This window comes from Enterobacter sp. DTU_2021_1002640_1_SI_PRY_ASU_LCPMC_013 (genome assembly GCF_032389435.1).
GTDB lineage: Bacteria > Pseudomonadota > Gammaproteobacteria > Enterobacterales > Enterobacteriaceae > Enterobacter > Enterobacter hormaechei_C.
The window spans coordinates 3,462,060-3,486,744 of the sequence record NZ_CP135594.1; the positions used below are offsets into that span (position 1 = coordinate 3,462,060).

General features: G+C 55.0%; 25 protein-coding genes, 6 tRNA genes and 1 pseudogene. 15 read left to right on the top strand and 17 right to left on the bottom strand.

What is annotated here, in order from left to right; genetic code table 11:
* Positions 1-187: 187 nt before the first annotated feature.
* Together RS584_RS16530 and RS584_RS16535 are read right to left on the bottom strand one after the other, a co-directional pair.
* Positions 188-263: transfer RNA gene (locus RS584_RS16530), tRNA-Ala, on the bottom strand.
* 41 nt (positions 264-304) lie between these two features.
* Positions 305-380: transfer RNA gene (locus RS584_RS16535), tRNA-Ala, on the bottom strand.
* Between the two features lie 217 nt (positions 381-597).
* Between RS584_RS16535 and RS584_RS16540 the strand changes: the two are divergent.
* Positions 598-960: pseudogene (locus tag RS584_RS16540) on the top strand (YfeC-like transcriptional regulator).
* Between the two features lies 1 nt (position 961).
* Positions 962-1,348, top strand: a complete 387-nt coding sequence (locus tag RS584_RS16545) for a YfeC-like transcriptional regulator (RefSeq protein ID WP_017383469.1) — start codon at positions 962-964, stop codon at positions 1,346-1,348.
* A gap of 52 nt (positions 1,349-1,400) precedes the next feature.
* Here RS584_RS16545 and gltX read toward each other — a convergent pair whose 3' ends face one another.
* Positions 1,401-2,816 (bottom strand): glutamate--tRNA ligase, encoded by a 1,416-nt coding sequence (gene gltX, locus RS584_RS16550; protein WP_015572231.1) that lies wholly within the window; start codon positions 2,814-2,816, stop codon positions 1,401-1,403.
* A gap of 258 nt (positions 2,817-3,074) precedes the next feature.
* On the opposite strand from gltX, the gene RS584_RS16555 reads away from it, so the two are divergent.
* The 5 genes from RS584_RS16555 to RS584_RS16575 all read left to right on the top strand — a co-directional run bounded on the left by RS584_RS16555 (position 3,075) and on the right by RS584_RS16575 (position 3,931).
* Positions 3,075-3,150: transfer RNA gene (locus RS584_RS16555), tRNA-Val, on the top strand.
* A 41-nt stretch (positions 3,151-3,191) separates the two neighbouring features.
* A tRNA-Val gene (locus RS584_RS16560) sits at positions 3,192-3,267 on the top strand.
* A 29-nt stretch (positions 3,268-3,296) separates the two neighbouring features.
* A tRNA-Val gene (locus tag RS584_RS16565) sits at positions 3,297-3,372 on the top strand.
* A gap of 4 nt (positions 3,373-3,376) precedes the next feature.
* Positions 3,377-3,452 (top strand) — tRNA-Lys (locus RS584_RS16570).
* Positions 3,453-3,589: 137 nt separating this feature from the next.
* Positions 3,590-3,931, top strand: a complete 342-nt coding sequence (locus tag RS584_RS16575; protein ID WP_017383471.1) for a FlxA-like family protein — start codon at positions 3,590-3,592, stop codon at positions 3,929-3,931.
* On the opposite strand, the gene RS584_RS16580 is transcribed toward RS584_RS16575, so the two are convergent.
* Complete coding sequence (locus tag RS584_RS16580; protein WP_033487403.1) at positions 3,922-4,863, bottom strand: LysR family transcriptional regulator; 942 nt, start codon at positions 4,861-4,863, stop codon at positions 3,922-3,924. The two genes, RS584_RS16575 and RS584_RS16580, sit on opposite strands and share 10 nt — an antisense overlap.
* Before the next feature lie 89 nt (positions 4,864-4,952).
* On the opposite strand from RS584_RS16580, the gene RS584_RS16585 reads away from it, so the two are divergent.
* Positions 4,953-5,948, top strand: coding sequence for a bile acid:sodium symporter family protein (locus RS584_RS16585; RefSeq protein ID WP_015572227.1), 996 nt, complete (start codon positions 4,953-4,955; stop codon positions 5,946-5,948).
* On the opposite strand, the gene RS584_RS16590 is transcribed toward RS584_RS16585, so the two are convergent.
* From RS584_RS16590 to zipA, 3 genes are all read right to left on the bottom strand, one after another.
* Positions 5,945-6,160, bottom strand: a complete 216-nt coding sequence (locus RS584_RS16590) for a DUF3820 family protein (protein ID WP_003861328.1) — start codon at positions 6,158-6,160, stop codon at positions 5,945-5,947. The genes RS584_RS16585 and RS584_RS16590 overlap by 4 nt on opposite strands.
* Before the next feature lies 1 nt (position 6,161).
* Positions 6,162-8,177, bottom strand: a complete 2,016-nt coding sequence (ligA, locus tag RS584_RS16595) for an NAD-dependent DNA ligase LigA (RefSeq protein WP_017383473.1) — start codon at positions 8,175-8,177, stop codon at positions 6,162-6,164.
* Positions 8,178-8,245: 68 nt separating this feature from the next.
* Entirely contained in the window at positions 8,246-9,241 is a 996-nt protein-coding gene (zipA, locus tag RS584_RS16600) for a cell division protein ZipA (RefSeq protein WP_015572226.1), read from the bottom strand.
* Positions 9,242-9,470: 229 nt separating this feature from the next.
* Between zipA and cysZ the strand changes: the two genes are divergently transcribed.
* The 5 genes from cysZ (at position 9,471) to crr (ending at position 14,265) form a co-directional block, all read left to right on the top strand.
* Entirely contained in the window at positions 9,471-10,232 is a 762-nt protein-coding gene (gene cysZ / locus RS584_RS16605; protein WP_006811452.1) for a sulfate transporter CysZ, read from the top strand.
* Positions 10,233-10,395: 163 nt separating this feature from the next.
* Entirely contained in the window at positions 10,396-11,367 is a 972-nt protein-coding gene (gene cysK, locus RS584_RS16610; RefSeq protein WP_006811453.1) for a cysteine synthase A, read from the top strand.
* Between the two features lie 317 nt (positions 11,368-11,684).
* Entirely contained in the window at positions 11,685-11,942 is a 258-nt protein-coding gene (gene ptsH / locus RS584_RS16615) for a phosphocarrier protein Hpr (protein ID WP_000487600.1), read from the top strand.
* Positions 11,943-11,987: 45 nt separating this feature from the next.
* Positions 11,988-13,715, top strand: a complete 1,728-nt coding sequence (gene ptsI / locus RS584_RS16620; protein WP_006811455.1) for a phosphoenolpyruvate-protein phosphotransferase PtsI — start codon at positions 11,988-11,990, stop codon at positions 13,713-13,715.
* Positions 13,716-13,755: 40 nt separating this feature from the next.
* Positions 13,756-14,265 (top strand): PTS glucose transporter subunit IIA, encoded by a 510-nt coding sequence (gene crr / locus RS584_RS16625; protein WP_003861316.1) that lies wholly within the window; start codon positions 13,756-13,758, stop codon positions 14,263-14,265.
* A gap of 44 nt (positions 14,266-14,309) precedes the next feature.
* Here crr and pdxK read toward each other — a convergent pair whose 3' ends face one another.
* The 10 genes from pdxK to RS584_RS16675 all read right to left on the bottom strand — a co-directional run bounded on the left by pdxK (position 14,310) and on the right by RS584_RS16675 (position 22,656).
* Positions 14,310-15,146, bottom strand: coding sequence for a pyridoxine/pyridoxal/pyridoxamine kinase (gene pdxK, locus RS584_RS16630; RefSeq protein WP_015572224.1), 837 nt, complete (start codon positions 15,144-15,146; stop codon positions 14,310-14,312).
* Between the two features lie 5 nt (positions 15,147-15,151).
* Positions 15,152-16,063 (bottom strand): cysteine synthase CysM, encoded by a 912-nt coding sequence (gene cysM / locus RS584_RS16635; RefSeq protein WP_017383476.1) that lies wholly within the window; start codon positions 16,061-16,063, stop codon positions 15,152-15,154.
* Positions 16,064-16,181: 118 nt separating this feature from the next.
* Positions 16,182-17,276, bottom strand: a complete 1,095-nt coding sequence (gene cysA / locus RS584_RS16640) for a sulfate/thiosulfate ABC transporter ATP-binding protein CysA (RefSeq protein WP_315748347.1) — start codon at positions 17,274-17,276, stop codon at positions 16,182-16,184.
* Positions 17,266-18,141 (bottom strand): sulfate/thiosulfate ABC transporter permease CysW, encoded by an 876-nt coding sequence (gene cysW / locus RS584_RS16645; RefSeq protein WP_003861305.1) that lies wholly within the window; start codon positions 18,139-18,141, stop codon positions 17,266-17,268. Before cysW ends, cysA begins: the two co-directional genes overlap by 11 nt.
* Positions 18,141-18,974: a sulfate/thiosulfate ABC transporter permease CysT gene (gene cysT, locus RS584_RS16650; protein ID WP_017383478.1), complete on the bottom strand. Its 834-nt coding sequence runs from the start codon at positions 18,972-18,974 to the stop codon at positions 18,141-18,143. Before cysT ends, cysW begins: the two co-directional genes overlap by 1 nt.
* On the bottom strand, positions 18,974-19,987 hold the full coding sequence (locus RS584_RS16655) for a sulfate ABC transporter substrate-binding protein (protein ID WP_315748348.1): 1,014 nt from the start codon (positions 19,985-19,987) through the stop codon (positions 18,974-18,976). The genes cysT and RS584_RS16655 overlap by 1 nt, the downstream gene beginning before the upstream one ends.
* 176 nt (positions 19,988-20,163) lie before the next feature.
* Positions 20,164-21,063 carry a Dyp-type peroxidase gene (locus RS584_RS16660; RefSeq protein ID WP_017383480.1) on the bottom strand — a complete coding sequence of 300 codons (900 nt, stop codon included), beginning with the start codon at positions 21,061-21,063 and terminating at the stop codon, positions 20,164-20,166.
* Between the two features lie 92 nt (positions 21,064-21,155).
* Positions 21,156-21,731, bottom strand: a complete 576-nt coding sequence (locus RS584_RS16665) for an RpoE-regulated lipoprotein (protein ID WP_015572220.1) — start codon at positions 21,729-21,731, stop codon at positions 21,156-21,158.
* A 63-nt stretch (positions 21,732-21,794) separates the two neighbouring features.
* On the bottom strand, positions 21,795-22,244 hold the full coding sequence (locus tag RS584_RS16670) for a DUF2919 domain-containing protein (RefSeq protein ID WP_315748349.1): 450 nt from the start codon (positions 22,242-22,244) through the stop codon (positions 21,795-21,797).
* On the bottom strand, positions 22,231-22,656 hold the full coding sequence (locus tag RS584_RS16675; protein WP_003861292.1) for a GNAT family acetyltransferase: 426 nt from the start codon (positions 22,654-22,656) through the stop codon (positions 22,231-22,233). Before RS584_RS16675 ends, RS584_RS16670 begins: the two co-directional genes overlap by 14 nt.
* 212 nt (positions 22,657-22,868) lie before the next feature.
* Between RS584_RS16675 and amiA the strand changes: the two genes are divergently transcribed.
* Complete coding sequence (amiA, locus tag RS584_RS16680; protein ID WP_015572219.1) at positions 22,869-23,744, top strand: N-acetylmuramoyl-L-alanine amidase AmiA; 876 nt, start codon at positions 22,869-22,871, stop codon at positions 23,742-23,744.
* Positions 23,744-24,643, top strand: a complete 900-nt coding sequence (hemF, locus tag RS584_RS16685; protein ID WP_315748350.1) for an oxygen-dependent coproporphyrinogen oxidase — start codon at positions 23,744-23,746, stop codon at positions 24,641-24,643. Before amiA ends, hemF begins: the two co-directional genes overlap by 1 nt.
* Positions 24,644-24,685 lie beyond the last annotated feature (42 nt).

The window sequence follows — 24,685 nt, forward strand, 5'->3', positions numbered from 1 at the left end:
CGTCTCATTGACCGCATGGATAATAGGTTTATTAATAACACGAATCAAGTTCAGGTCTATTTATAGACTTGTTTATTGATTTGGATTGAGGTGAGGTGTAGAAAACAACGTTAATTGCAACAAAAACAGTCTAAAATATTTTACAAGATATAAAAAAACCCCCGTCTTGCGACGAGGGTTTAAATTTTGGTGGAGCTAAGCGGGATCGAACCGCTGACCTCTTGCATGCCATGCAAGCGCTCTCCCAGCTGAGCTATAGCCCCACATGTTACTTTACCTACCGCACTCTGTTGGGTTCAGAGTTTGGTGGAGCTAAGCGGGATCGAACCGCTGACCTCCTGCATGCCATGCAGGCGCTCTCCCAGCTGAGCTATAGCCCCGTCGTAAAGCTGTCATGTTGACGGGCGGCATAATATGAATTCCGCCGCAGAGTGTCAACGGCAAATTCAGCCTCCGCCTTTCAATCGCCGAAAAATCATGCAAATGAATCACTTTGCGAGCCTGCTCGCAGCCAGGAGTTAAGCTTGTCACGTTTTCACGTAAAACGGTGCTATAAAATGAACCACTAATTAACCCCACAGATACTCAGGAAATTGTATGATCAAGGAACGAATGACGCCAGAAGAGTTAGCCCTGCTCACTGGCTATAGCCGACAGACCATCAATAAATGGGTACGCAAAGAGGGTTGGATTACATCGCCAAAGCCAGGCGTTCAGGGTGGCAAAGCGCGTCTGGTTCACGTCAATGAAAAAGTGCGCGACTTTATTCGCAGCGCGCGCAGGGCAACAGAGACGCCGGAACTGCCAGATAAGGCGTACCACGAGGGCTCGCTTCATGCCCTGCTCCTGACGCTGGCGAATGAAATGACGCCGGAAGAGCAAAAGCAGATGACATAGCTGTTACTGCGGGAAGGGATTACCGGCTTGTTACAACGTTTAGGGATTCGCGACCAACGCTGATATGAAAAGATTACGCAGCAAAATGACCACGGAAGAGCTGGCGGACAGTCTGGGCGTAGCCCGACAAACCGTTAATCGCTGGATACGACAGAAGGGATGGAAAACGGAGGGTATCAACGGTGTAAAAGGCGGAAGAGCGAGGGTGATATGTATTGATGCGCACGTTAAGGAGCACATCATTAGTCTTCCCGCCATTCGTAACCGTCGGGCTGTTTACCATGTGGCGGAAAGCCCTTCCCACTACGGCGTGGCAACCTCATCCAGCCTGCTTCCACAAATTATCGACTCGCTGGAAAACATGACGACTGTCGAACAGGAACGTTTGCACAAGTTGCTCGCTCGTGAAGGGTTGCAGGGTTTTCTCACGCGTCTTGGTATTGCTGAATAACAGGCATAAAAAAACGGCAGGTTACCCTGCCGTTTTTTGTATTACACGAGTATTACTGCTGGCTTTCACGCTCAGCAATAAAGCCCAGCGCTTTGTTGATACGCGCAACGCTACGTGATTTGCCGATGGCATGAACGGTCACGTCCAGCGCCGGAGACTGGCCTGCCCCCGTCACCGCAACGCGCAGCGGCATACCGACTTTACCCATGCCAATTTCCAGCTCATCAGCGGTAGCCTGAATCGCGTGGTGAACATTTTCCGCAGTCCATTCGGTAATGGCTTCGAGTTTATCACGCACCACTTCCAGCGGCTGACGCGCAACCGGACGCAGGTGTTTCTTGGCCGCGTCGGCGTCGAACGCGTCAAACTCTTCATAGAAGTAACGGCAGCTTTCAGCAATTTCTTTCAGCGTTTTGCAACGCTCGCCAAGCAGCTTCACCAGATCCGCCAGTTCAGGGCCCGTACGGGTATCGATGTTTGCCTGTTCAATGTGCCATTGCAGATAAGTCGCCACATATTCTGGCTGCATGGTATTGATGTAGTGATGGTTCAGCCACAGCAGTTTGTCAGTGTTGAACGCGCTGGCTGATTTGCTGACAGAGTTCAGAGAGAACAGCTCGATCATCTCTTCGCGGCTGAAGATCTCCTGGTCACCATGAGCCCAGCCCAGACGCACCAGGTAGTTCAGCAGCGCTTCCGGCAGATAGCCGTCATCACGGTACTGCATCACGCTCACCGCGCCATGACGTTTGGACAGCTTTTTACCGTCGTCACCGTTGATCATTGATACGTGCGCATACACCGGTACAGGCGCGTTCAGCGCTTTCAGAATGTTGATCTGACGTGGGGTGTTATTGATATGGTCTTCACCACGGATCACGTGAGTGATTTCCATATCCCAGTCGTCTACAACTACGCAGAAGTTATAGGTTGGCGATCCGTCAGTACGACGTATGATGAGGTCATCCAGCTCCTGGTTGCTGAATTCGATCGGGCCACGGATCTGGTCATCAAAGATAACAGAGCCATCCTGTGGGTTAGCAAAACGCACTACGCAAGGCTCATCCGCAGCATGCTCGCTGTGGTCATGGCGGCAACGACCGTCATAACGCGGTTTTTCGCCTTTTGCCATTTGCTCTTCACGCAGCGCATCCAGACGCTCCCTGGAGCAGTAGCACTTATAGGCCGTGCCTGCCACCAGCATCTCGTCAATTACGGCGTTATAGCGGTCAAAACGTTTGGTCTGGAAGTATGGGCCTTCGTCCCACGCCAGATTCAGCCAGTTCATCCCATCCATAATGGCTTCAATTGCTTCCGGCGTTGAGCGCTCCAGATCGGTGTCTTCAATACGCAGCACAAACTCACCGTTGTTGTGACGTGCGAAAAGCCAGGAGTAGAGAGCGGTACGTGCACCACCGACATGCAGATAGCCTGTCGGGCTCGGCGCGAAGCGAGTTTTGATTTTCATGAAATGGCCTTACGTTATAAAGATGCCGGTAATCGGCAAATTCCGGGAAGAAAACAATGGGCAATATTCTATCACTGTGGGCCGATTCCTCAATGTCGATCACTTTATCCGGTTCGAGATTGCTGTTTTTGTTTATAAATCATGCGCCACAGTCCGTTTTGCGATCGTTTTGACTAATTTTACGACGAACGAATAAAAACTTTAGAAAATGCGTTGACTCATTTTCAACTCTCCCTATAATGCGACTCCACACAGCGGGGGTGATTAGCTCAGTTGGTAGAGCATCTCCTTTACACGGAGGGGGTCGGCGGTTCGAGCCCGTCATCACCCACCATCTACTTCGGTAGACTCGCAGTGTAGATAAGCATTGAGATTGGGCGATTAGCTCAGTTGGTAGAGCATCTCCTTTACACGGAGGGGGTCGGCGGTTCGAGCCCGTCATCGCCCACCATTCTCACCTTATCGCAGCAGTTCCGAAATGGGCGATTAGCTCAGTTGGTAGAGCATCTCCTTTACACGGAGGGGGTCGGCGGTTCGAGCCCGTCATCGCCCACCATTTCGGGTCGTTAGCTCAGTTGGTAGAGCAGTTGACTTTTAATCAATTGGTCGCAGGTTCGAATCCTGCACGACCCACCAATGTAAAAAAGCGCCCTAAAGGCGCTTTTTTGCTATCTGCGATATAGCACATCTCCATTGCAGCCAGACCGCTTGTTTTACTCAAGCTCACGCCTTCTTTGCCGATACCTCTATTTTATGGCGAAAAGGATCTCAATATGACAACTCTTAAGCCCGTTTCTCTGTCGGCGATGGAAATCGGCAGCGTAGATAACAGCTCCGGCGGAAACGACATTGCTTCTCAAATCACCCGTCTGACCAAACAGATAACGAAAGTCACTCAGCAGCTCAAAGAAGTGGCCATGGGTGATGCCACAGCAGAAGAGAAGCAAAAGCAGCAGGAATTACTCGAATCTCAGCTGGCTATGTTGCAGGCACAACTGGCGCAATTGCAGCGTCAGCAGGCAGAAGAGGCGATGCCAAAACAGGAAAAAGGTCAGGCAGTCGCGGAAGGCATCAATAAGCCCTCCGCGGAGCATCAGATTAATATCTACATCTGATTATTGGTTTCGTTAAAAAGTGGATCGCGTGTGCGGGCCTCCATCAAACGTTCGGCCTGCATACGCACCACATCCCAGCAGGCATGCGCCGCGCCGGAAAGTGACCTGTTTTTACGGCGTACCAGCATCAGCTGGCGTTCGACACAGGGTACGAAACGCTTCACCGTTAAACGACTCCCCTGCGGCAGTGGCAGCGCCAGCGCCGGCAGAACGCTGATGCCAATTCCCGCTTCGACCATCGGGAAGAGCGTGGCAGGATGCCCGATCTCCTGCACAATGGTTGCCTTAACGCCCTGCGCGGCCAGAGCGGCATCTATCAGCGGACGGCTGCCTGATGCATAATCCTGTAACACCAGGTTCGCCCCCTGCAAGGCCTGCCAGGCCACCTGTGGCAGCGATGCCAGCGGATCATCATCGCGGCAGAGCAATAAAAAGGGCTCCGAGAGCACCACTTCACATTCCAGGTCGCTTACCGCTCCGGGATCAATAACGATGCCAAAATCCACATCCCCCTGACGGATACTCTCCAGTACCCACTGCTGCGGCCTGTCGTGCAAAACAAAATCGATATCCGGATAGCGGTGATTACTTTCAGCGATACACTGGGGAATAAGATGCGCTGAAATCGTCTGGCTCGCCGCCACTCTCACGGTACCGGAAAGCTGTTGTCCGAGCCGGCCAACATCCCTGAGCGTACTGTTCAGTTCATCCAGCAGCCTTTCCAGTCGCATTGCCAGCTGCTGTCCCGCTTCGGTGAGTACCACTTCTCGCGTCGTACGGTCGAGCAGCTTCACTCCCGTTTGCGTTTCAAGCTCCTTAACGCTATGGCTCACCGCCGACTGGCTGAGGCCAATGATCTCCCCTGCCCGGCTAAAGCTGCGGGCCTGCGCGACGGTGACGAAAACGCGAAGCTGACGTAACGAATAATTCATCTGTTTAATTCATGAATGGATGCAATAAATCAATTTTATTTCTCAAAGGGAAGAAAGCACAATAGCGGCATCTGTTTTCAGGAGTGATTATGAAACTTTTTCGTATCCTTGATCCGTTTACGCTGACCCTGATTGGTGTCGTCTTGCTGGCCTCGTTCTTCCCGGCGCGGGGCAGTTTCGTTCCGGTTATTGAAGGACTGACCACGGCAGCCATTGCCCTGCTGTTCTTTATGCATGGCGCCAAACTCTCACGGGAAGCCATTATTGCAGGCGGTAGCCACTGGCGACTGCACCTGTGGGTAATGTGCAGCACCTTTATCCTCTTCCCGGTTTTGGGCGTGCTGTTCGCCTGGTGGGCGCCGGTGAATGTCGATCCGGCGCTGTATACCGGTTTCCTTTATCTGTGCATTTTGCCGGCCACCGTGCAGTCCGCTATTGCCTTTACCTCGCTGGCGGGCGGTAACGTCGCGGCGGCGGTTTGTTCTGCTTCCGCTTCCAGCCTGCTGGGGATCTTTGTTTCACCGCTGCTGGTCGGTCTGCTGATGAATATGCACGGGGCGGAAGGTAATCTGGAGCAGGTGGGTAAAATTTGTCTGCAACTGCTGCTGCCGTTTGTGCTCGGACACTTATCCCGTCCCTGGATTGGGGCGTTTGTGGCAAAACATAAAAAATGGATCGGGAAAACGGACCAAAGCTCAATTCTGCTGGTGGTTTACACGGCCTTCAGCGAAGCCGTGGTGAACGGCATCTGGCACAGGGTGGGCGCTGGATCGCTGCTGTTTATTGTGGTGGTAAGCATCGTTTTGCTGGCCATTGTCATCGCGGTTAACGTCTTTGTGGCCCGCAAATGCGGCTTCAATAAGGCCGATGAAATCACCATTGTATTTTGCGGATCGAAAAAGAGCCTGGCCAACGGGATCCCGATGGCCAATATTCTGTTCCCGACGTCCGTCATTGGGATGATGGTGTTGCCGCTGATGATTTTCCATCAGATCCAGCTGATGGTGTGTGCGGTACTGGCGCGGCGTTACAAGGCGCAGACAGAAAAGCTGGCGCAGGAAGAGACCCGCGCCGCGAAAGTTTAAGGACGTTTCAGGGGCTGAACCAGCTGGGTCAGCCCCTCTGTTTTGATCAGTAACGTGATAGCCATCAGCTCGCCCAGACGCCCGGCGGGGAACTCATCCTTACGGGCAAACCACAGCAGATACTCTTCCGGTAAATCAATCAGCCTGCGACCCTTATATTTACCGAACGGCATCTCCGTATTGGCGATCTCAACGAGCTGCTCTTTTTCCACGTCACTCTCCTAACAGGCGCATCATTTCCGCTTCATCGATCACCTCGATGCCAAGCTCCTGCGCTTTTGCCAGCTTCGAACCGGCCGCTTCCCCGGCAATCACCAGGTCGGTTTTCTTCGATACGCTGCCCGCCACTTTTGCCCCCAGCGCCACCAGGCGCGCTTTCGCGTCATCGCGCGAGAGCTGGCTCAGGCTGCCGGTCAGCACCACCGTTTTACCGGCAAACGGGCTGTCGATCTCTTCGGCATTAACCACTACCGGTGCAGGCCAGTGAATGCCCTGTTCCAGTAATTTACCGATCACTTCACGGTTGCTCTCTTCGGCGAAGAAGTTGAAAACGTGGGTAGCGACCACAATGCCGACATCAGGGACTTTCTGTAGCTCGTCGATGGTGGCTTTCTCCAGCGCGTCCAGCGTGCCGAAATACGCCGCCAGCCCTGCCGCCGTCGCCTCTCCGACTTCACGAATGCCAAGCGCGTAAAGGAAACGGGCAAAGGTGGTGTTTTTGGCCGCCTCGAGCGCGTTGACGATGTTCTGGGCTGATTTCGGCCCCATACGATCAAGACCGGTCAGCTTACCTGCCGTCAGGGTAAAGAGGTCTGCTGGCGTATGGACATACTCTTTCTCAACTAACTGGTCGATGATCTTGTCACCCATTCCGTCGACGTCCATCGCCCGGCGGGAGACAAAGTGCTTCAGGGACTCTTTACGCTGCGCGCCGCAGATTAACCCGCCCGTACAGCGCGTTACCGCTTCACCTTCCACGCGCTCAACGTCCGAACCACATACCGGACAGTGGGCTGGAAACTCGATGGCACGGGTATCGGCAGGACGTTCAGACTCAACAACGTTAACCACCTGTGGGATCACGTCGCCCGCGCGGCGAATCACCACTTTGTCACCAATGCGCAGGCCCAGGCGGGCAATTTCATCGGCGTTATGCAGCGTGGCGTTACTTACCAGCACGCCAGCCACCTGCACAGGCTCCAGACGCGCCACAGGCGTAATCGCCCCCGTACGCCCTACCTGAAACTCCACGTCGCGAACGAAGGTCATCTGCTCCTGCGCCGGGAACTTAAAGGCTACCGCCCAGCGCGGCGCACGGGCCACAAATCCTAACTGTTCCTGCAACGCCAGCGAGTTAACCTTGATCACCACGCCATCAATATCAAACCCGAGTGTGGGACGATCTTCTTCAACCTTGTGATAGAACGCCAGCACCGCCTCCGGAGAGTCGCAGAGCTGCACGCGGTTGCTAACCGGTAACCCCCACTCTTTGAACTGCATTAAACGACCCAGGTGGGTATCTGGCAGGTCACCGCCTTCCAGGATCCCGACGCCGTAGCAGAAGAAAGTAAGCGGTCGCTTCGCGGTGATTCGCGGATCGAGCTGACGCAGCGAACCTGCCGCCGCGTTACGCGGGTTTGCAAACACTTTCCCACCGGTACGACGCGCTTCTTCGTTGATCTTCTCGAAGCCCGCCTGCGGAAGGAACACTTCCCCGCGCACTTCCAGGCGGGCGGGAATGTTATCGCCACGCAGTTTCAGCGGGATCGCACGAATAGTGCGCACATTAGTGGTGATGTCTTCCCCGGTAGTGCCGTCGCCGCGCGTTGCGGCACGCACCATCACGCCGTTCTCATAAAGAATGCTAACGGCCAGACCATCCAGCTTTAGCTCGCAGCACCAGCTCAGATTGTCGATGCTCTTCAGGCGATCCTGCACACGCTTGTTGAAAGCCAGAAAACTCTCTTCATCAAACACGTTATCCAGCGACAGCATCGGCACTTCATGGCGCACCTGGCTGAAAGCGCCCAGCGGTTCCGCGCCGACGCGCTGCGTTGGGGAATCGGGCGTAATCAGTTCGGGGTGCTGCGCTTCCAGCTCGCGCAGTTCACGCATCAGGCGGTCATATTCCGCATCCGGCACTTCCGGTGCGTCCATAACATGATAGAGATATTCATGATGGCGAAGCGTGGTTCGCAGTTCAGTAAGTTGTTGTTCGATTGAGTCCATATCGCACCATCAATGAGAAAAACCCCCGACAGGCGGGGGTTGAGGAGGAGGTGAAGTTAACGCGACGATTACGCGTTCGCTTCCTTAACTTCGCGTATGCGGTCCTGATACTCGCGCAGTTTCTGCGGCGTCATCATTCGACGCTGATCGTCGAGCACCACACCGCCCACTTCGTCGGCGATGTGCTGAGCGGACTGTAGCATCAGCTTAAAGTTTTGCAGCTCGTCACCGTAGGACGGCACCTGCATAAAGATCGTAACCCCCGGCGTGACGAAATCACCGGTCATTTCCGGGTCAAACGTGCCTGGATTGACCATATTGGCCAGGCTAAACAGCGCCGGACCGCTACCGTCAGGACTCAGGTGGCGATGGAAAATATTCATGTCGCCGAACTTGAAGCCTGCCTGTTGGATGCTGTTAAGCAGCACGTCACCGTTCAGATGGGTGCCATGATGAGCAGCCACGTTCATGATGATCACCGCTTCTTTACGCTGCGGCTTTTCAACAACCGGTTCTGGCTCTGCGACCGGCTCTGGCTCAACGCGCGGAGCGGGCTGTGGCGCAGGCGGTTCAGGCTGCGGCTGCGGTTGTTGTACCGGCTGCGGCTGCTGAACAGGCTGTGGCTGATGCACTGGCTGTGCAGGCTGTTGCACAGGTTGCGGCTGTACAGGCTGTGGCGCAACGGGCTGCTGTTGCACAGGCTGCTGCGGCGGATGACGAACAGGTTCTTCCACTGGCGGCGGCGCTGGCTGGCGCGGCTGGGCAGAGGCATACGGTGGTTGATACTGGTGCTGCGGAGCGCGGGGGGCTTCATGCTCTCCATGCGCTGCGCCGGGCGCAGTATTGACCCGATGAACACGAACTTCACCCACGCCGTCGTCGTCAGGACCGTCGATGTCGTCTTCAACGTCATCGTCGTCACGACTGGACTTCATGCGCTTCAGTGGACGATCGCGAAACATAGAGGAACGCTCTTTACGGCTGGTCCAGAAACCATGTACCAGTAAAGCGATTATGGCGATCGCGCCAACAATGATTAATATCAGACGCAAATCCTGCATCATTATATTCTCTGTTGTTCTAACACCTTGCCACCACGGCAAACATTTACTCACTAAGAGTATTTGCCGTTTACGTCAAGTGCAAGTGTATGCAGAGCATTCACAGCATAAAGATGAACTAAATCGTGCTTTTTGCTGGTTTTTCGAACATTTCCGAACTGGTCATTGGCCCGTAACTGGATAATATAGGCGGGCAATTCCACTGGTTGTGTAAAAAGGAGTACAGCCTGGTATGGTTTCAACATCTTCTTCTGCCCCACGCAGCGGGGTCTGGTACTTTTCTCAGGGCTGGAAACTGGTCTCCCTGCCGGGCATTCGACGCTTCGTTATTTTGCCGTTACTGATCAACATTATTCTGATGGGCGGGGCCTTCTGGTGGCTGTTCACCAGACTGGAAAGCTGGATCCCTTCCCTGATGAGCTATGTGCCGGACTGGTTACAGTGGCTAGACTACCTGCTCTGGCCGATTGCGGTTATCTCCGTGCTGCTGGTTTTCGGCTATTTCTTTTCGACGATAGCAAACTGGATAGCCGCGCCGTTCAACGGTCTGCTGGCCGAACAGCTGGAAGCGCGCCTGACCGGTGCGACGCCACCTGACACGGGCGTACTGGGGATCGTGAAAGATCTCCCCCGCATCATGAAGCGTGAATGGCAGAAGTTCGCCTGGTACCTGCCGCGGGCGATTGTGCTGCTTATTCTTTATTTTGTACCCGGGATTGGCCAGACGGTCGCGCCCGTGCTGTGGTTCCTGTTCAGCGCCTGGATGCTCGCTATCCAGTACTGTGATTATCCTTTCGATAACCACAAAGTGCCGTTTAAAGAGATGCGCACTGCCCTGCGCACTCAGAAGGTTGCCAACATGCAGTTTGGCGCGCTGACCAGCCTGTTCACCATGATCCCTTTCCTGAATTTGTTCATCATGCCCGTCGCCGTTTGCGGCGCGACGGCGATGTGGGTGGACTGCTACCGTGCTAAGCACGCGTTATGGAAGTAATGCAAAAATGTGTAAAAGAGGGGTGGCTTATGCCGCCCCTTATTCCATACTGATCCCCATTATTTCCTTGCAGCATATAGATATGCGATTTCCTTACTTCCCCATACCTGTTCAACAGGTATGCTGGGTCGGTATCCCAATTTCATACAGTTAAGGACAGGCCATGAGTAAGATTTATGAAGACAACTCGCTGACTATCGGTCATACGCCCCTGGTTCGACTGAACCGTATCGGTAATGGACGCATTCTGGCGAAGGTCGAATCTCGTAACCCAAGCTTCAGCGTTAAATGCCGTATCGGTGCGAATATGATTTGGGATGCTGAAAAGCGTGGCGTGCTGAAACCTGGCGTTGAGCTGGTTGAACCCACCAGCGGCAATACCGGTATCGCTCTGGCCTATGTTGCGGCAGCACGTGGCTATAAGCTGACGCTGACTATGCCTGAAACCATGAGCATTGAGCGTCGTAAGCTGCTGAAAGCGCTGGGTGCGAACCTGGTCCTGACCGAAGGCGCAAAAGGCATGAAGGGCGCGATTCAGAAGGCCGAAGAAATTGTTGCCAGCGATCCGGCAAAGTATCTGCTGCTCCAGCAGTTTAGCAACCCGGCCAACCCGGAAATTCATGAGAAAACCACCGGCCCGGAAATCTGGGAAGATACTGACGGTCAGGTTGATGTGTTTATCTCCGGCGTAGGCACCGGCGGTACGCTGACCGGTGTGTCTCGCTATATTAAAGGCACGAAAGGTAAAAAAGATCTGATTACCGTTGCCGTTGAGCCAACCGACTCACCGGTTATCGCTCAGGCGCTGGCAGGCGAAGAGATCAAACCTGGCCCTCACAAAATCCAGGGTATCGGCGCTGGCTTTATTCCAGGCAACCTGGATCTGAAGCTGATCGATAAAGTCGTCGCCATTACCAATGAAGAAGCCATCTCCACGGCGCGTCGCCTGATGGACGAGGAAGGCATTCTGGCGGGTATCTCTTCCGGTGCGGCAGTTGCGGCAGCCCTCAAACTGCTGGAAGATGAAACCTTTACCAATAAGAACATTGTGGTTATCCTGCCGTCTTCGGGTGAGCGTTACTTAAGCACAGCACTGTTTGCCGATCTCTTCACAGAGAAAGAACTGCAACAGTGATGCCAGCATGTTAAAAACGCGTAAAAAAGCACCTTTTCAGGTGCTTTTTTGTGGCCTGCTTCAAAGTTTTACCCCTCCTGGCATTGCTTCACCCCGTTGGGTCTGGTATTTAAACCAGCAATTATTTTGATGCGCGAAATTAATCGGTGAACGAAATAGCGCTGCTGAATCGATTTTATGATTTGGTTCAAGTCTTGCTTTCACTGCATAATGTTTAATGACGATTGAAACGTCAGCGCTAACTATACAGGCTAAAGTTAAGTCGCCAGGCTAGACTTTAGTTCCACAACACTAAACCTATAAGTTGGGGAAATACAATGTTCCAGCAAGAAGTTACCATTACCGCTCCGAACGGTCTGCACACCCGCCCTGCTGCTCAGTTTGTTAAAGAAGCGAAAGGCTTCACTTCTGAAATCACCGTGACTTCCAACGGCAAAAGCGCTAGCGCAAAAAGCCTGTTCAAGCTGCAAACTCTGGGCCTGACTCAGGGTACCGTTGTTACCATCTCCGCTGAAGGTGAAGACGAGCAGAAAGCAGTTGAGCATCTGGTTAAGCTGATGGCTGAACTCGAGTAAGTTTACCGGGTTCTTTTCAATATCAGTCACAAGTAAGGTAGGGTTATGATTTCAGGCATTTTAGCATCCCCGGGTATCGCTTTCGGCAAAGCATTGCTGCTGAAAGAAGACGAAATCGTCATTGACCGGAAAAAAATTTCTGCCGACAAGGTTGATCAGGAAGTTGAACGTTTTCTGAGCGGTCGTGCCAAGGCATCTGCGCAACTGGAAGCGATTAAAACTAAAGCTGGCGAAACTTTCGGTGAAGAAAAAGAAGCCATCTTCGAAGGGCACATTATGCTGCTCGAAGATGAGGAGCTGGAGCAGGAAATCATAGCCCTGATTAAAGATAAAGGCATGACGGCCGACGCGGCTGCGCATGAAGTTATCGAAGGTCAGGCATCTGCCCTGGAAGAGCTGGACGATGAATACCTGAAAGAACGTGCGGCTGACGTACGTGACATCGGTAAGCGCCTGCTGCGCAACATCCTGGGTCTGGCCATCATCGATCTGAGCGCGATTCAGGACGAAGTCATCCTGGTTGCCGCTGACCTGACCCCGTCTGAAACCGCACAGCTGAACCTGAACAAGGTGCTGGGTTTCATTACTGATGCAGGTGGACGTACCTCCCACACCTCAATCATGGCGCGTTCTCTGGAGCTGCCAGCCATTGTGGGTACCGGTAGCGTTACCTCCCAGGTGAAAAACGACGACTATCTGATTCTGGATGCCGTAAACAATGTGGTTTACGTCAACCCAACTAACGATGTGATCGAGCAGCTGCGTTCCGTTCAGGAGCAGGTTGCTACCGAGAAAGCGGAACTCGCTAAACTGAAAGATCTGCCAGCCATCACGCTGGACGGCCATCAGGTTGAAGTGTGCGCTAACATCGGTACCGTGCGTGACGTTGACGGCGCTGAGCGCAACGGCGCGGAAGGTGTAGGTCTGTATCGTACTGAATTCCTGTTCATGGATCGCGACGCTCTGCCAACGGAAGAAGAGCAGTTTGCAGCGTACAAAGCGGTTGCTGAAGCGTGCGGCTCGCAGGCAGTTATCGTCCGTACCATGGACATCGGTGGCGACAAAGAGCTGCCGTACATGAATTTCCCGAAAGAAGAGAACCCGTTCCTGGGCTGGCGTGCCGTGCGTATCGCAATGGATCGTAAAGAGATCCTGCGTGACCAGGTTCGCGCTATTCTGCGTGCCTCCGCTTTCGGTAAACTGCGCATCATGTTCCCGATGATCATCTCTGTTGAAGAAGTGCGTGCACTGAAGAAAGAGATCGAAATCTACAAACAGGAACTGCGCGACGAAGGTAAAGCATTTGACGAGTCCATTGAGATCGGCGTGATGGTGGAAACACCGGCAGCCGCGACCATTGCGCGTCATTTAGCCAAAGAAGTTGATTTCTTTAGTATCGGTACCAATGATTTAACGCAGTACACCCTGGCAGTTGACCGTGGTAATGATATGATTTCACATCTCTACCAGCCAATGTCACCGTCCGTACTGAATTTGATCAAGCAAGTTATTGATGCTTCTCATGCAGAAGGTAAATGGACTGGCATGTGTGGTGAGCTTGCAGGCGACGAACGTGCTACACTTCTGTTGCTGGGTATGGGTCTGGACGAATTCTCTATGAGCGCCATTTCCATCCCGCGCATTAAGAAGATTATCCGTAACACGAACTTCGAAGATGCGAAGGTGTTAGCAGAGCAGGCTCTTGCTCAACCGACAACGGACGAGTTAATGACGCTGGTTAACAAGTTCATTGAAGAAAAAACAATCTGCTAATCCACGAGATGCGGCCCAATTTACTGCTTAGGAGAAGATCATGGGTTTGTTCGATAAACTAAAATCTCTGGTTTCTGATGACAAGAAAGACTCCGGAACTATTGAGATTGTTGCTCCGCTCTCCGGCGAGATCGTCAACATCGAAGACGTGCCGGATGTAGTTTTTGCTGAGAAAATCGTTGGTGATGGCATTGCTATCAAACCAACTGGCAACAAAATGGTTGCTCCAGTTGACGGCACCATCGGTAAAATTTTTGAAACCAACCATGCGTTCTCTATCGAATCCGATAGCGGTATCGAACTGTTCGTTCACTTCGGTATCGACACCGTTGAACTGAAAGGCGAAGGCTTCAAACGTATCGCAGAAGAAGGCCAGCGTGTTAAAGTTGGCGACCCGGTAATTGAATTCGATCTGCCGCTGCTGGAAGAAAAAGCGAAGTCTACCCTGACTCCGGTTGTTATCTCCAACATGGACGAAATCAAAGAACTGATCAAACTGTCTGGCAGCGTCACCGTGGGTGAAACCCCGGTTATCCGCATCAAGAAGTAATTCTTGCCGCACAGAAAAATGGCGCCTTCGGGCGCCATTTTTGTTTATGCCGGCAGGATAAGCTCGTCATAGCCTTTCGACTGCGTATAGATCATAACGTCAGTCACCCGATCGCCCGCCATGCGAATGGCATCGGCAACGGTTTTCCCTCCCACAATGCCGCTGACCAGCTCCGAACAGAACAGATCGCCCGTTCCTTTCAGATCCGTCTCTACGCGCGGGTGCGCGCTTACGGTAACACCTTCTTCGCTCACCAGCACAACGTGGATATTCTGCGGATCGTCAGACACTGGCGCACTGGTGATCGCTACCCATTTCAGCGAGTCGGACAGCAGCCCCTGCGCGGCGGCAATGGCGCTCTCCGGCGTACGGCACGGTTTGCCGCTCAGCACTTCCAGTTCATACACGTTGGGCGTAATGCCCTGGGCCAGCGGGAGCAGATGCTCACGGTAGGCTTCAGGAATATCCGGCTTCACGTACATCCCGCTATCGATATCCCCAATTACCGGGTCGACCAGCACCAGCAGATCGGGATGTTGCACTTTGATTGCCTTCAGCCACTGCGCCAGCAGCGCGATCTGGCTGGCGCTGCCCATATAGCCGGTGGTGACCGCTTTAAGCTCGCGCAGGATCTCGCGCTCTTCCAGCGCCTTAAGGTAGCCGCTGAACCACTCGTCGGGGATCACCCCGCCGTAGAAGGTGTCGTAGTGCGGCGTATTGCTGAACAGCACCGTTGGCACGGCGGTAACGTTCAGCCGGTGGGTTCGAATATTCGGCACCGCGATGCTGTTTCCCACGCTGCCGTACACCACCTGCGACTGAACGGCGACAATATCGGTTTGCTGCGCCCGGGTGTTATCCCGGAATAAAATCATCTCCATGACGCTTAAATCCCCGCCCCCTGCGAATAACTCTCTTCACCAAAGACGCCGGTAGACAGATAACGGTCGCCGCGATCGCAAATAATCGCCACTACCACCGCTCCCGGCGTGGACTCAGCCACCCGGATCGCGCCCGCTACGGCACCGCCAGAGCTGACGCCGCAGAAGATACCTTCACGCACGGCCAGCTCACGCATGGTATTTTCCGCCTCGCGCTGATGAATATCCAGCACCTGGTCCACAAGCTGCGCATTAAAGATGCCCGGCATATACTCCGCCGGCCAGCGGCGGATGCCCGGAATACTGCTCCCCTCTTCCGGTTGCAGGCCGACAATCGTCACCGGCTTCTCCTGTTCGCGCAGAAAGCGTGACACACCGGTGATCGTGCCCGTGGTCCCCATGCTGGAGACAAAGTGGGTGATGCGCCCGTCGGTTTGCTGCCAGATTTCCGGGCCGGTGGTGGTGTAGTGCGCGTACGGGTTGTCCGGGTTGTTGAACTGGTCGAGAAGCTTGCCTTCCCCGCGCTCCGCCATCGCTAACGCTAAATCTCGCGCCCCTTCCATCCCCTGCTCTTTGCTCACCAGAATCAGCTCGGCTCCATAGGCACGCATGGCGGCCCGGCGCTCCTGGCTCATGTTATCCGGCATCAGCAGCTTCATGCGGTAGCCTTTCAGGGCGGCAATCATCGCCAGCGCGATACCGGTGTTACCGCTGGTGGCTTCGATCAGCACGTCGCCGGGCTTTATCTCGCCGCGCTTTTCGGCCTGAACAATCATCGACAGTGCCGCCCGGTCTTTCACCGATCCCGCCGGGTTATTGCCTTCGAGTTTGACCCAGATTTCGCTGCCGTTATCGGGCCCCATGCGCTGAAGCTTGACCAGAGGAGTGTTACCGATGGTGTGTTCGAGTGTATTCACGATTTTTACTCAATAAAAAAGCCGGGTGGCGCTTCGCTTACCCGGCCTACAAGACGCAGTGATAACTGTAGGCCCGGTCAGCGCAGCGCCACCGGGCGATAAACATCCTAATAACCTATCAGGCTGACTCCGCCAGAGCAATATCCTCGCGCGTTTCAATGCGCTCGTTACCGTGATAAATGCGCGCGTGTTGCAGACCCACAAAAAGGCGCTCCCCCCGGTGCGGCGGCTCGTCGTCACGCATAACCACGGTCAACGGCTCGGTGTACCAGCCCAGGGGCTGTACCACCAATTGGGTGTAGTGCCCTTTAGGGCTAGCTTCCAGCACCTGCACCGGAAGCGGTGAATCCAGGCTGGTACGGCGGCTGACGTCCACTTCCCACGGGCGCAGGAACAGATCGACCGGCCCCTGATGCGCAGAGGTATACCCCAGCGGCCAGCGGTGCGCGCCAACGTGGAACTGACCGCTGCGAATGGTGCCCTGAAGGCGGTTTACTTCCCCCATAAACTCCAGCACAAAGCGGGTCGCCGGTTCACGCCAGAGCTGCTCTGGCTCGTCAACCTGCTCAATGTTGCCCTGACTCATCACCACCACGCGATCGGCCACTTCCATCGCCTCTTCCTGATCGTGGGTCACGAAAACGCTGGTGAACTGGAGTTCCTCATGCAGCTGACGCAGCCAGCGGCGCAGCTCTTTTCGCACCTGCGCATCCAGCGCACCAAACGGTTCGTCCAGCAGCAGGATTTGCGGTTCAACGGCTAACGCACGCGCCAGCGCCACGCGCTGCTTCTGCCCGCCGGAAAGTTGAGCCGGGAAGCGGTCCGCCAGATGCGCAAGCTGCACCATCTCCAGCAGTTTGGTCACTTTCGCTTTGATGGCGGCGGCATCTGGACGTTCACGACGCGGCAGCACGGTCAGGCCAAACGCGATGTTGTCGAATACCGTCATGTGGCGGAACAGCGCATAATGCTGAAATACAAAGCCCACTTTACGGTCGCGGGCGTGCAGGCGGCTAACGTCCGTACCGTGGAAGCGAATATGTCCGCTGGTCTGGTGTTCAAGCCCGGCGATAATACGCAGCAGCGTGGTTTTACCGGAGCCAGACGGCCCCAGCAGCGCCACCATTTGTCCGGAAGGGATATCCAGCGAGATATCATTCAGCACCTGGGTGCGACCAAAAGACTTCTTAATATTGGCAATCTCAATGCTCATGATTTCCCTCCTGATGCTGACGTTTTTCCTGATTCTCTAAACGCCACTGCACCACACTCTTCAAAAACAGGGTCAAAATCGCCATCAGCGTCAGCAACGCTGCGGCAGTAAAGGAACCGACGGTGTTGTAGTCCTGTTCCAGTAATTCAATCTGTAACGGCAGCGACAGGGTTTCGCCGCGAATCGAGCCGGATACCACCGACACCGCGCCAAACTCACCGATCGCACGGGCGTTGGTCAGCACCACGCCGTAAAGCAGTGCCCAGCGGATATTAGGCAGCGTGACGCGGCGGAACATCTGCCAGCCGGAAGCGCCGAGCAGCACCGCGGCTTCATCTTCATGGCTGCCCTGGCTGAGCATCACCGGCACCAGCTCGCGCACCACGAACGGACAGGTGACAAAGACGGTCACCAGCACCATCCCCGGCCAGGCGAACATGATTTGCAGGTCGTGCTCATCCAGCCAGCCGCCCAGCGGGCCATTGGAGCCGTAGAAGAGCAGATAAACCAGACCCGCCACCACCGGAGACACCGCAAACGGGATATCCAGCAGGGTCAGCAGCAGCTGACGCCCCGGGAAGTTAAAGCGCGTTACCAGCCAGGCCAGCAATACGCCAAACACCAGATTCACCGGGACGGTGATCAGGGCAATCATCACCGTCAGCCAGATGGCGTGGAGCATGTCCGGATCGGCCAGGTTTTGCAGCGCGGGCATAATCCCTTTGCTGAAGGCCTGCACGAAGATGTACACCATCGGCACGACGAGAATGAATGCGGAGACCAGCACGCCGGTACCAATCAGAAACCATTTGCCCCAGTTGATGCGGGGCGCGTCATAGCGCTTCAATTGCGTAACTTCCGCCATCAGTGACCTACCACACGTCGACCAAAGCGACTTTGCAGAGTGTTAATCGAAAACAGTAGCAGCAGCGACGCGGCAAGGATCACCGAGGCAATCGCGCTCGCGGCCGGATAATCAAACTCCTGCAAACGGACAAAAATCATCAGGGAGGTCACTTCGGTTTTCCACGCGATGTTCCCGGCGATAAAAATGACCGCGCCAAATTCACCGAGGCTGCGGGTAAAGGAAAGCGCCACCCCCGCCAGCAAGGCCGGAGAAAGTTCCGGCAGCACAACCTTACGGAAACTCTGCCAGCGCGTGGCGCCCAGGGTCTCCGCAGCCTCTTCGTATTCGGGGCCTAACTCTTCCAGCACCGGCTGCACGGTACGTACCACAAACGGGATGCTGGTGAAGGCCATCGCCACCGCGATACCGATCCAGGTATAGGTCACTTTAATATCAAACTTCGCCAGCCATTCGCCGTAAAAGCCGTTCACGGAGAACAGCGACGCCAGCGTCAGACCGGCGACCGCCGTCGGCAGGGCAAACGGCAGATCCATCAGGGCGTCGAGCAGCGTGCGGCCCGGGAAGCGATAGCGGGTTAAGATCCATGCCATCAGCAGGCCAAACACGCCGTTAAAAATCGAGGCCACGAATGCAGACAGCAGCGTGACCTTGTAGGCCGCCACCACCTGCGGGTTGGTGACCACTTCCCAGTACTGGGACCAGCTCATCTCAGCGAGCTGCATCACCAGAGCGCTGAGCGGTAACAATAAAATCAGACAGACGAACAGCAGGCTGGTCCCGAGGCTTAAGGTAAAACCCGGCAGCACACGTCTTGTTGATCCTGCAAACATTACTTACGCCCCGCCGCCAGCAATTTGTCTAACTCACCGCCGCTGGCAAAATGCGTTTTCATCACCTCAGGCCAGGCGCCGAAATGATCTTCCACGCGGAACAGCTCGGTCTGCGGGAATTTGTCTTTCAGCTTGTTCATCACGTCCGGATTATTAACGCGGTAGTAATAGCCAGTAATCACCGTCTGCGCCTGCGGGCTGTACAGATAGTTGAGATAGGCTTTTGCCGCTTTCTCAGTGCCGTTGGCTTTGACGTTTTTATCCACCCACGCCACCGGGAACTCGGCCAGAACGTTGGTTTTCGGGATAACCACTTCGAAGCCCTGCGCTTCGTACTGTTTACGAATATTGTTCACTTCGGATTCAAAGCTGATCAGCACATCGCCCAGCCCGCGCTCGGCGAAAGTGGTGGTTGCGCCTCGGCCGCCGGTGTCAAACACTTCGACATTTTTCAGGAACTGGGTCATAAACTGTTCGGTTTTCGCTTTATCGTTACCGTCAGCTTTGTCCGCCGCGCCCCACGCCGCCAGATAGGTATAACGCGCGTTGCCGGAGGTTTTCGGATTCGGGAAAATCAGCTTGACGTCAGAACGCACCAGGTCGTTCCAGTCGTGAATGTTTTTCGGGTTGCCCTTGCGCACCAGGAAGCCCATGGTGGAGTAGAACGGCGAACTGTTGTTCGGCAGGCGGCTTTGCCAGTCCGCCGGGATCAGCTTGCCTTTGTCGTGCAGGATCTGCACGTCCGTGACCTGGTTGTAGGTCACCACATCCGCTTTCAGCCCCTGCAAAATGGCCAGCGCCTGCTTGGATGAGCCAGCGTGCGACTGTTTGATGGTCAGCTTGTCGCCGTTGTTCTCTTTCGCCCACTGCTGTTCAAATGCGGGATTAAGGGCGGCAAACAGCTCGCGCGAAACATCATAAGAACTGTTCAGCAACTCGGTTGCCTGCGCCTGCGCCACCAGCAGTAAACCTGCCAGTGCCAGCGATCCTTTTTTCAGTACAGTAACGGCCATTGCGCACCCTTATAAATGTGATGACTATCTTATAGTCATAATATTTATAACGGAGTCTAAAGGAGTAACGGTTTTATATACCGTTTGGTGATTTAGAAGCAGAAAAGGGAATAAGGGGTGCGGGAGAAATTGCCGGGTGGCGCTAACGCTTACCCGGCCTACGAATGGAGAGCGATTTACAGCGCCAGCAGGCGCTCAACGGACGGCGCAAAGTAGTAGCCGCCGGTCACCGGACGGGTGAAGCGCAGCATGGCGTCACGCTTGCCGTCGGTATCGCCAAACATGCTCAGCAGCTGCTGTTCGATGTTGTAGAGGCGCGCACAGTAAGCGCAGAAGTACAGGCCGTGCGTACCGCTCGCGGTGCCGTACGGCAGGCTCTGGCGAACAATCTTCAGCCCCTTACCGTCTTCTTTAAGGTCAACGCGGGTCAGGTGGGACGTGACCGGACGCGCATCGCCGTCAATCTCTTCATTGGCGTCTTTGGTGCGGCCAATCATCATCTCCTGGTCATGCACGCTCATGCGGTTGAGCTGCCTGAGGTTATGCTCCCAGCGCTGGACGAACACGTAGCTGCCGCCCGCGTCCACGCCATCCTTGATTACAGCCACCTCGCGACGCGTCTCTTCCCCGGCCGGGTTTTCGGTGCCGTCGACGAAGCCGCTCAAATCGCGCTCTTCCACCCAGCGGAAACCGTGGATCTCTTCCTGCACGTCGATGCTGTCACCAAAGGCCTCAATCGCTGCCTGAGCGACGGAGAAATTCACGTCATGGCGCAGGGAGAGGATATGGATCAGGACGTCATACTGGGTGGCGGGCGCAAGACCTTTGCCATAAGGAATAAAGTCTTTCAGCTCTTCTGCGCCTTCGCCGCCGCTCAGCTGACGCCAGACGGTGTTGCCAAAGGCAACCACCGCGCCCAGATGGGCTTCGGGGAATTTGGCCTGAAAGGTGGCCAGTTTATCAACGAAAATTTTGCTGGCCGCGCGCAGGGCATCCACGTCCCCTTTGACGTTGGCTTCAATCCAAATCGCCGCGCGGCAATGTTCTGGCAAAATGCCACTCTGAACCTGAGACATCGCTCCTCCTGAAAAAAAGATGCCACGACAGCGTGGCATTGATGGCGGCTATTATACCTGGATTTCAGCGAGGCGGCTTGCTCAGGCGCAAATTACTGCTTCCAGATAATTTTGCTCACTTTCCACTTTTTCAGGGTGTCGTCAGAGGGCATTAACCCTTCCGGACCGTTCCAGGTGCCGCTGAATACATAGCTAATGTGCTGGCTGCCGTCGGCCTTACACTCGACCGCCACGCTGTCATCCGACGGCACGCTGGCGCAGTGGCCAAACGCTTTCTGATAGAGTTCGCCAAACGGCGTACCTACCTTCACGCCACCTGAGGTCGGGATCTCTTCATCCATCACCGCAATGCGGTTGACCGTACCTTTATCGCCGTTGATGACCATCGCCACCTTGTCGTCTTTCAACGCTTCGAAATAGCGCACGATGTTGCCGTTCTCGGTTTTCATGCCGCTGCGCAGGCGATAATCACTGCCGATGGCCTCCTGAATGGCATCCTGATCCAGCGCCGTCGAGGCGGTGATTTTGCCCACGCCCTGCTCGGTCACTTCCGTTGAGGAGCCAAACCAGTTCCACGGATAGGCCGCAGACCAGTTGATGGATGAGAGCGTGGAACAGCCGGTTAACGCCAGCGGGAGAGCGCATAAAAGTAAACGCAGCGATTTCATTGAGACGTCCTTACGTAATAAATCAACGCTTGTTGGAGTGCAGTATCGGCAAAAAGTGCCGTTTTAATCTGACTCTTGCGTAAAACAGGCGCGTAAACGGGGATTCGTGACCAGCCACAGCAGCGCGACAATATCCGTCACCACCAGTGCAATCCCGATCCCGGAAAGCGGCTCGCCGTACAGCCAGAGCACGGGCTGCCAGACCAGGAGCACAACCTGCGCCAGAATCAACAGCCAGCGAAGCGCGCGCCAGAAGCGCGGGAGGAACTGCCGCCGACCGCTGCACAGGAACGCCAGCACCGCCGGTACACCGGGCAGTAACCCCAGCCAGAACGCATCGTGATCGGGATAAAAGAGATTCAGTAGCGTATCGCCCTGCCCGCGTGACGCGCTAGCCATCACGAACAGCACCCAGGTGCGGGCCTGCAACAGCAGAACGCACCAGAATAAAAAAGGCAGACGCAGACGACCGTGAACATCATAGTCGCCAGGGTGGAACTCAGTACTCTTCATCTTCGATCAGGCGCTTACCCAGCGTCAGTACATCCGCGTGCTCGTAGCCCAGACGTTCATACATGCCCAGCACCACGTCGTTATCTTCCCGCACCATAATCTGGATTTTCGGGCAGCCACGGGCGATCAGTTTCTTTTCCAGACGGTTAAGCAGCGCGTTGGCGATGCCGCGCGCGCGGTATTCCGGGTGCACGCCCAGATAGTAGGCCGACCCGCGGTGGCCGTCGTACCCGCCCATTACCGTCCCGACCACCTCGCCGTTGACCTCAGCGACCAGAAACAGACTGACGTCGTGATTCACCTTCCGTTCGATGTCCATTTCCGGATCGTTCCACGGACGCAGCAGATCGCAGCGCTCCCAAAGGGTGATCACCTCTTCGAAATCTTCCTGGCGAAAAACGCGTATCTCCATGGTATTAACCGCCTTTTCGGGTTTAAAAACAGTGATTATGGCGTGAACAGGGCATTTAGCCAATAACCGGGGAAAAACTCGCCAAAATTTGGCATAATGTCACTTTGTCACGTATTGAAATGAAAAGTAAAACAATTCTCAATAAGGAATGTCGTCACGCAAAACGCGATACGATATAACACCAGGACCCCAATTTTTACAATTCAGGCCGCATGAGCACATTCAAACCATTAAAAGCACTCACATCGCGTCGTCAGGTTCTCAAAGCGGGGCTGGCGGCCTTAACGTTAACAGGCATCGCAAAGCAGGCTCAGGCAAAAGAAGAGAGCTCGCTTAAAACCAGTAACGGACACAGCAAGCCGAAAACCAAAAAAGCCGGCGCAAAGCGTCTGGTCATGCTCGATCCGGGCCACGGCGGGATCGATACCGGCGCCATTGGCCGAAACGGGTCGAAAGAAAAACACGTCGTGCTGGCAATTGCAAAAAATGTGCGCGCAATTTTACGCAGCAACGGCATTGACGCCCGCCTGACGCGCACGGGCGACACGTTTATCCCGCTGTACGATCGCGTGGAAATTGCCCATAAGCACGGCGCCGACCTGTTTATGTCCATTCACGCGGATGGCTTCACAAACCCTTCCGCCGCAGGCGCATCGGTGTTCGCCCTCTCCAACCGTGGCGCCAGTAGCGCCATGGCAAAATACCTCTCCGATCGCGAAAACCGGGCGGATGAAGTGGCCGGGAAAAAAGCCACCGACAAAGACCATCTGTTGCAGCAGGTTCTGTTTGATCTGGTGCAGACCGATACCATCAAAAACAGCCTGACGCTCGGCTCGCATATCCTTAAACGGATTAAGCCCGTGCACCGTCTGCACAGTAAAAGCACCGAGCAGGCCGCGTTTGTGGTGCTGAAGTCCCCGTCCATTCCGTCCGTGCTGGTTGAAACCTCGTTCATAACCAACCCGGAAGAGGAGCGTTTACTCGGCACCACGGCGTTTCGTCAGAAGATCGCGAACGCTATCGCCTCCGGGGTTATCAGTTATTTCAACTGGTTCGATAATCAAAAAGCGCACTCCAGGAAACGTTGATGAAACCGAATGCACAGCTGGTCAAAACTTTCCTGATGCAGCTACAGGACGCGATTTGCCAGAAACTGGCCGCCGCAGACGGCGGTGAATTCCAGGAAGATGCCTGGCAGCGCGAAGCGGGCGGCGGTGGACGCAGCCGCGTGCTGCGTGACGGTGGCATTTTTGAACAGGCCGGGGTCAACTTCTCCCACGTCCACGGTGATGCAATGCCGGCGTCCGCCACGGCGCATCGGCCTGAACTGGCGGGCCGCAGCTTCGAGGCGATGGGCGTCTCGCTGGTGGTGCATCCGCATAACCCGTTTGTGCCAACCAGCCACGCCAACGTGCGCTTTTTCATCGCGGAAAAACCGGGGGCCGATCCGGTCTGGTGGTTTGGCGGCGGTTTCGACTTAACGCCTTACTATGGCTTCGAAGAGGACGCCGTGCACTGGCACACCACCGCGCGCGACCTCTGCCTGCCGTTTGGCGAAGACGTTTACCCGAAATACAAAAAGTGGTGCGATGATTATTTCTATCTGAAGCATCGCGACGAGCAACGCGGCATCGGCGGGCTGTTCTTTGACGATCTCAACACGCCGGATTTTGATACCGCGTTCAGCTTTATGCGCGCAGTGGGTGAAGGCTTTACCGATGCCTATCTACCGATTGTCGAACGCCGCAAAAACACCGACTACGGCGTTCGCGAGCGTGAGTTCCAGCTGTACCGCCGCGGGCGTTACGTGGAGTTTAACCTGGTATGGGATCGCGGGACGCTGTTTGGCCTGCAAACCGGTGGGCGCACGGAGTCCATTCTGATGTCGATGCCGCCGCTGGTGCGCTGGGAATACAGCTTTGAACCCAAAGAAGGCAGCCCGGAGGCTGCCTTGCGTGAGTTTATTCGGGTTCGGAACTGGGTGTAACCCCCTCACCCCTGCCCTCTCCCAAAGGGAGAGGGAGTATAA

Bases quoted from the DNA above. Each gene is read 5' to 3' on its own strand.
- cysT (WP_017383478.1), bottom strand. From the start codon at position 18,974: ATGTTTGCAGGATCAACAAGACGTGTGCTGCCGGGTTTTACCTTAAGC.
- crr (WP_003861316.1), top strand. From the start codon at position 13,756: ATGGGTTTGTTCGATAAACTAAAATCTCTGGTTTCTGATGACAAGAAA.
- RS584_RS16660 (WP_017383480.1), bottom strand. From the start codon at position 21,063: ATGTCTCAGGTTCAGAGTGGCATTTTGCCAGAACATTGCCGCGCGGCG.
- RS584_RS16670 (WP_315748349.1), bottom strand. From the start codon at position 22,244: ATGAAGAGTACTGAGTTCCACCCTGGCGACTATGATGTTCACGGTCGT.
- RS584_RS16580 (WP_033487403.1), bottom strand. From the start codon at position 4,863: ATGAATTATTCGTTACGTCAGCTTCGCGTTTTCGTCACCGTCGCGCAG.
- RS584_RS16665 (WP_015572220.1), bottom strand. From the start codon at position 21,731: ATGAAATCGCTGCGTTTACTTTTATGCGCTCTCCCGCTGGCGTTAACC.
- amiA (WP_015572219.1), top strand. From the start codon at position 22,869: ATGAGCACATTCAAACCATTAAAAGCACTCACATCGCGTCGTCAGGTT.
- cysW (WP_003861305.1), bottom strand. From the start codon at position 18,141: ATGGCGGAAGTTACGCAATTGAAGCGCTATGACGCGCCCCGCATCAAC.
- hemF (WP_315748350.1), top strand. From the start codon at position 23,744: ATGAAACCGAATGCACAGCTGGTCAAAACTTTCCTGATGCAGCTACAG.
- ptsI (WP_006811455.1), top strand. From the start codon at position 11,988: ATGATTTCAGGCATTTTAGCATCCCCGGGTATCGCTTTCGGCAAAGCA.
- pdxK (WP_015572224.1), bottom strand. From the start codon at position 15,146: ATGGAGATGATTTTATTCCGGGATAACACCCGGGCGCAGCAAACCGAT.
- RS584_RS16575 (WP_017383471.1), top strand. From the start codon at position 3,590: ATGACAACTCTTAAGCCCGTTTCTCTGTCGGCGATGGAAATCGGCAGC.
- RS584_RS16545 (WP_017383469.1), top strand. From the start codon at position 962: ATGAAAAGATTACGCAGCAAAATGACCACGGAAGAGCTGGCGGACAGT.
- zipA (WP_015572226.1), bottom strand. From the start codon at position 9,241: ATGATGCAGGATTTGCGTCTGATATTAATCATTGTTGGCGCGATCGCC.
- cysZ (WP_006811452.1), top strand. From the start codon at position 9,471: ATGGTTTCAACATCTTCTTCTGCCCCACGCAGCGGGGTCTGGTACTTT.
- RS584_RS16585 (WP_015572227.1), top strand. From the start codon at position 4,953: ATGAAACTTTTTCGTATCCTTGATCCGTTTACGCTGACCCTGATTGGT.
- RS584_RS16655 (WP_315748348.1), bottom strand. From the start codon at position 19,987: ATGGCCGTTACTGTACTGAAAAAAGGATCGCTGGCACTGGCAGGTTTA.
- cysK (WP_006811453.1), top strand. From the start codon at position 10,396: ATGAGTAAGATTTATGAAGACAACTCGCTGACTATCGGTCATACGCCC.
- ligA (WP_017383473.1), bottom strand. From the start codon at position 8,177: ATGGACTCAATCGAACAACAACTTACTGAACTGCGAACCACGCTTCGC.
- RS584_RS16675 (WP_003861292.1), bottom strand. From the start codon at position 22,656: ATGGAGATACGCGTTTTTCGCCAGGAAGATTTCGAAGAGGTGATCACC.
- cysA (WP_315748347.1), bottom strand. From the start codon at position 17,276: ATGAGCATTGAGATTGCCAATATTAAGAAGTCTTTTGGTCGCACCCAG.
- gltX (WP_015572231.1), bottom strand. From the start codon at position 2,816: ATGAAAATCAAAACTCGCTTCGCGCCGAGCCCGACAGGCTATCTGCAT.
- ptsH (WP_000487600.1), top strand. From the start codon at position 11,685: ATGTTCCAGCAAGAAGTTACCATTACCGCTCCGAACGGTCTGCACACC.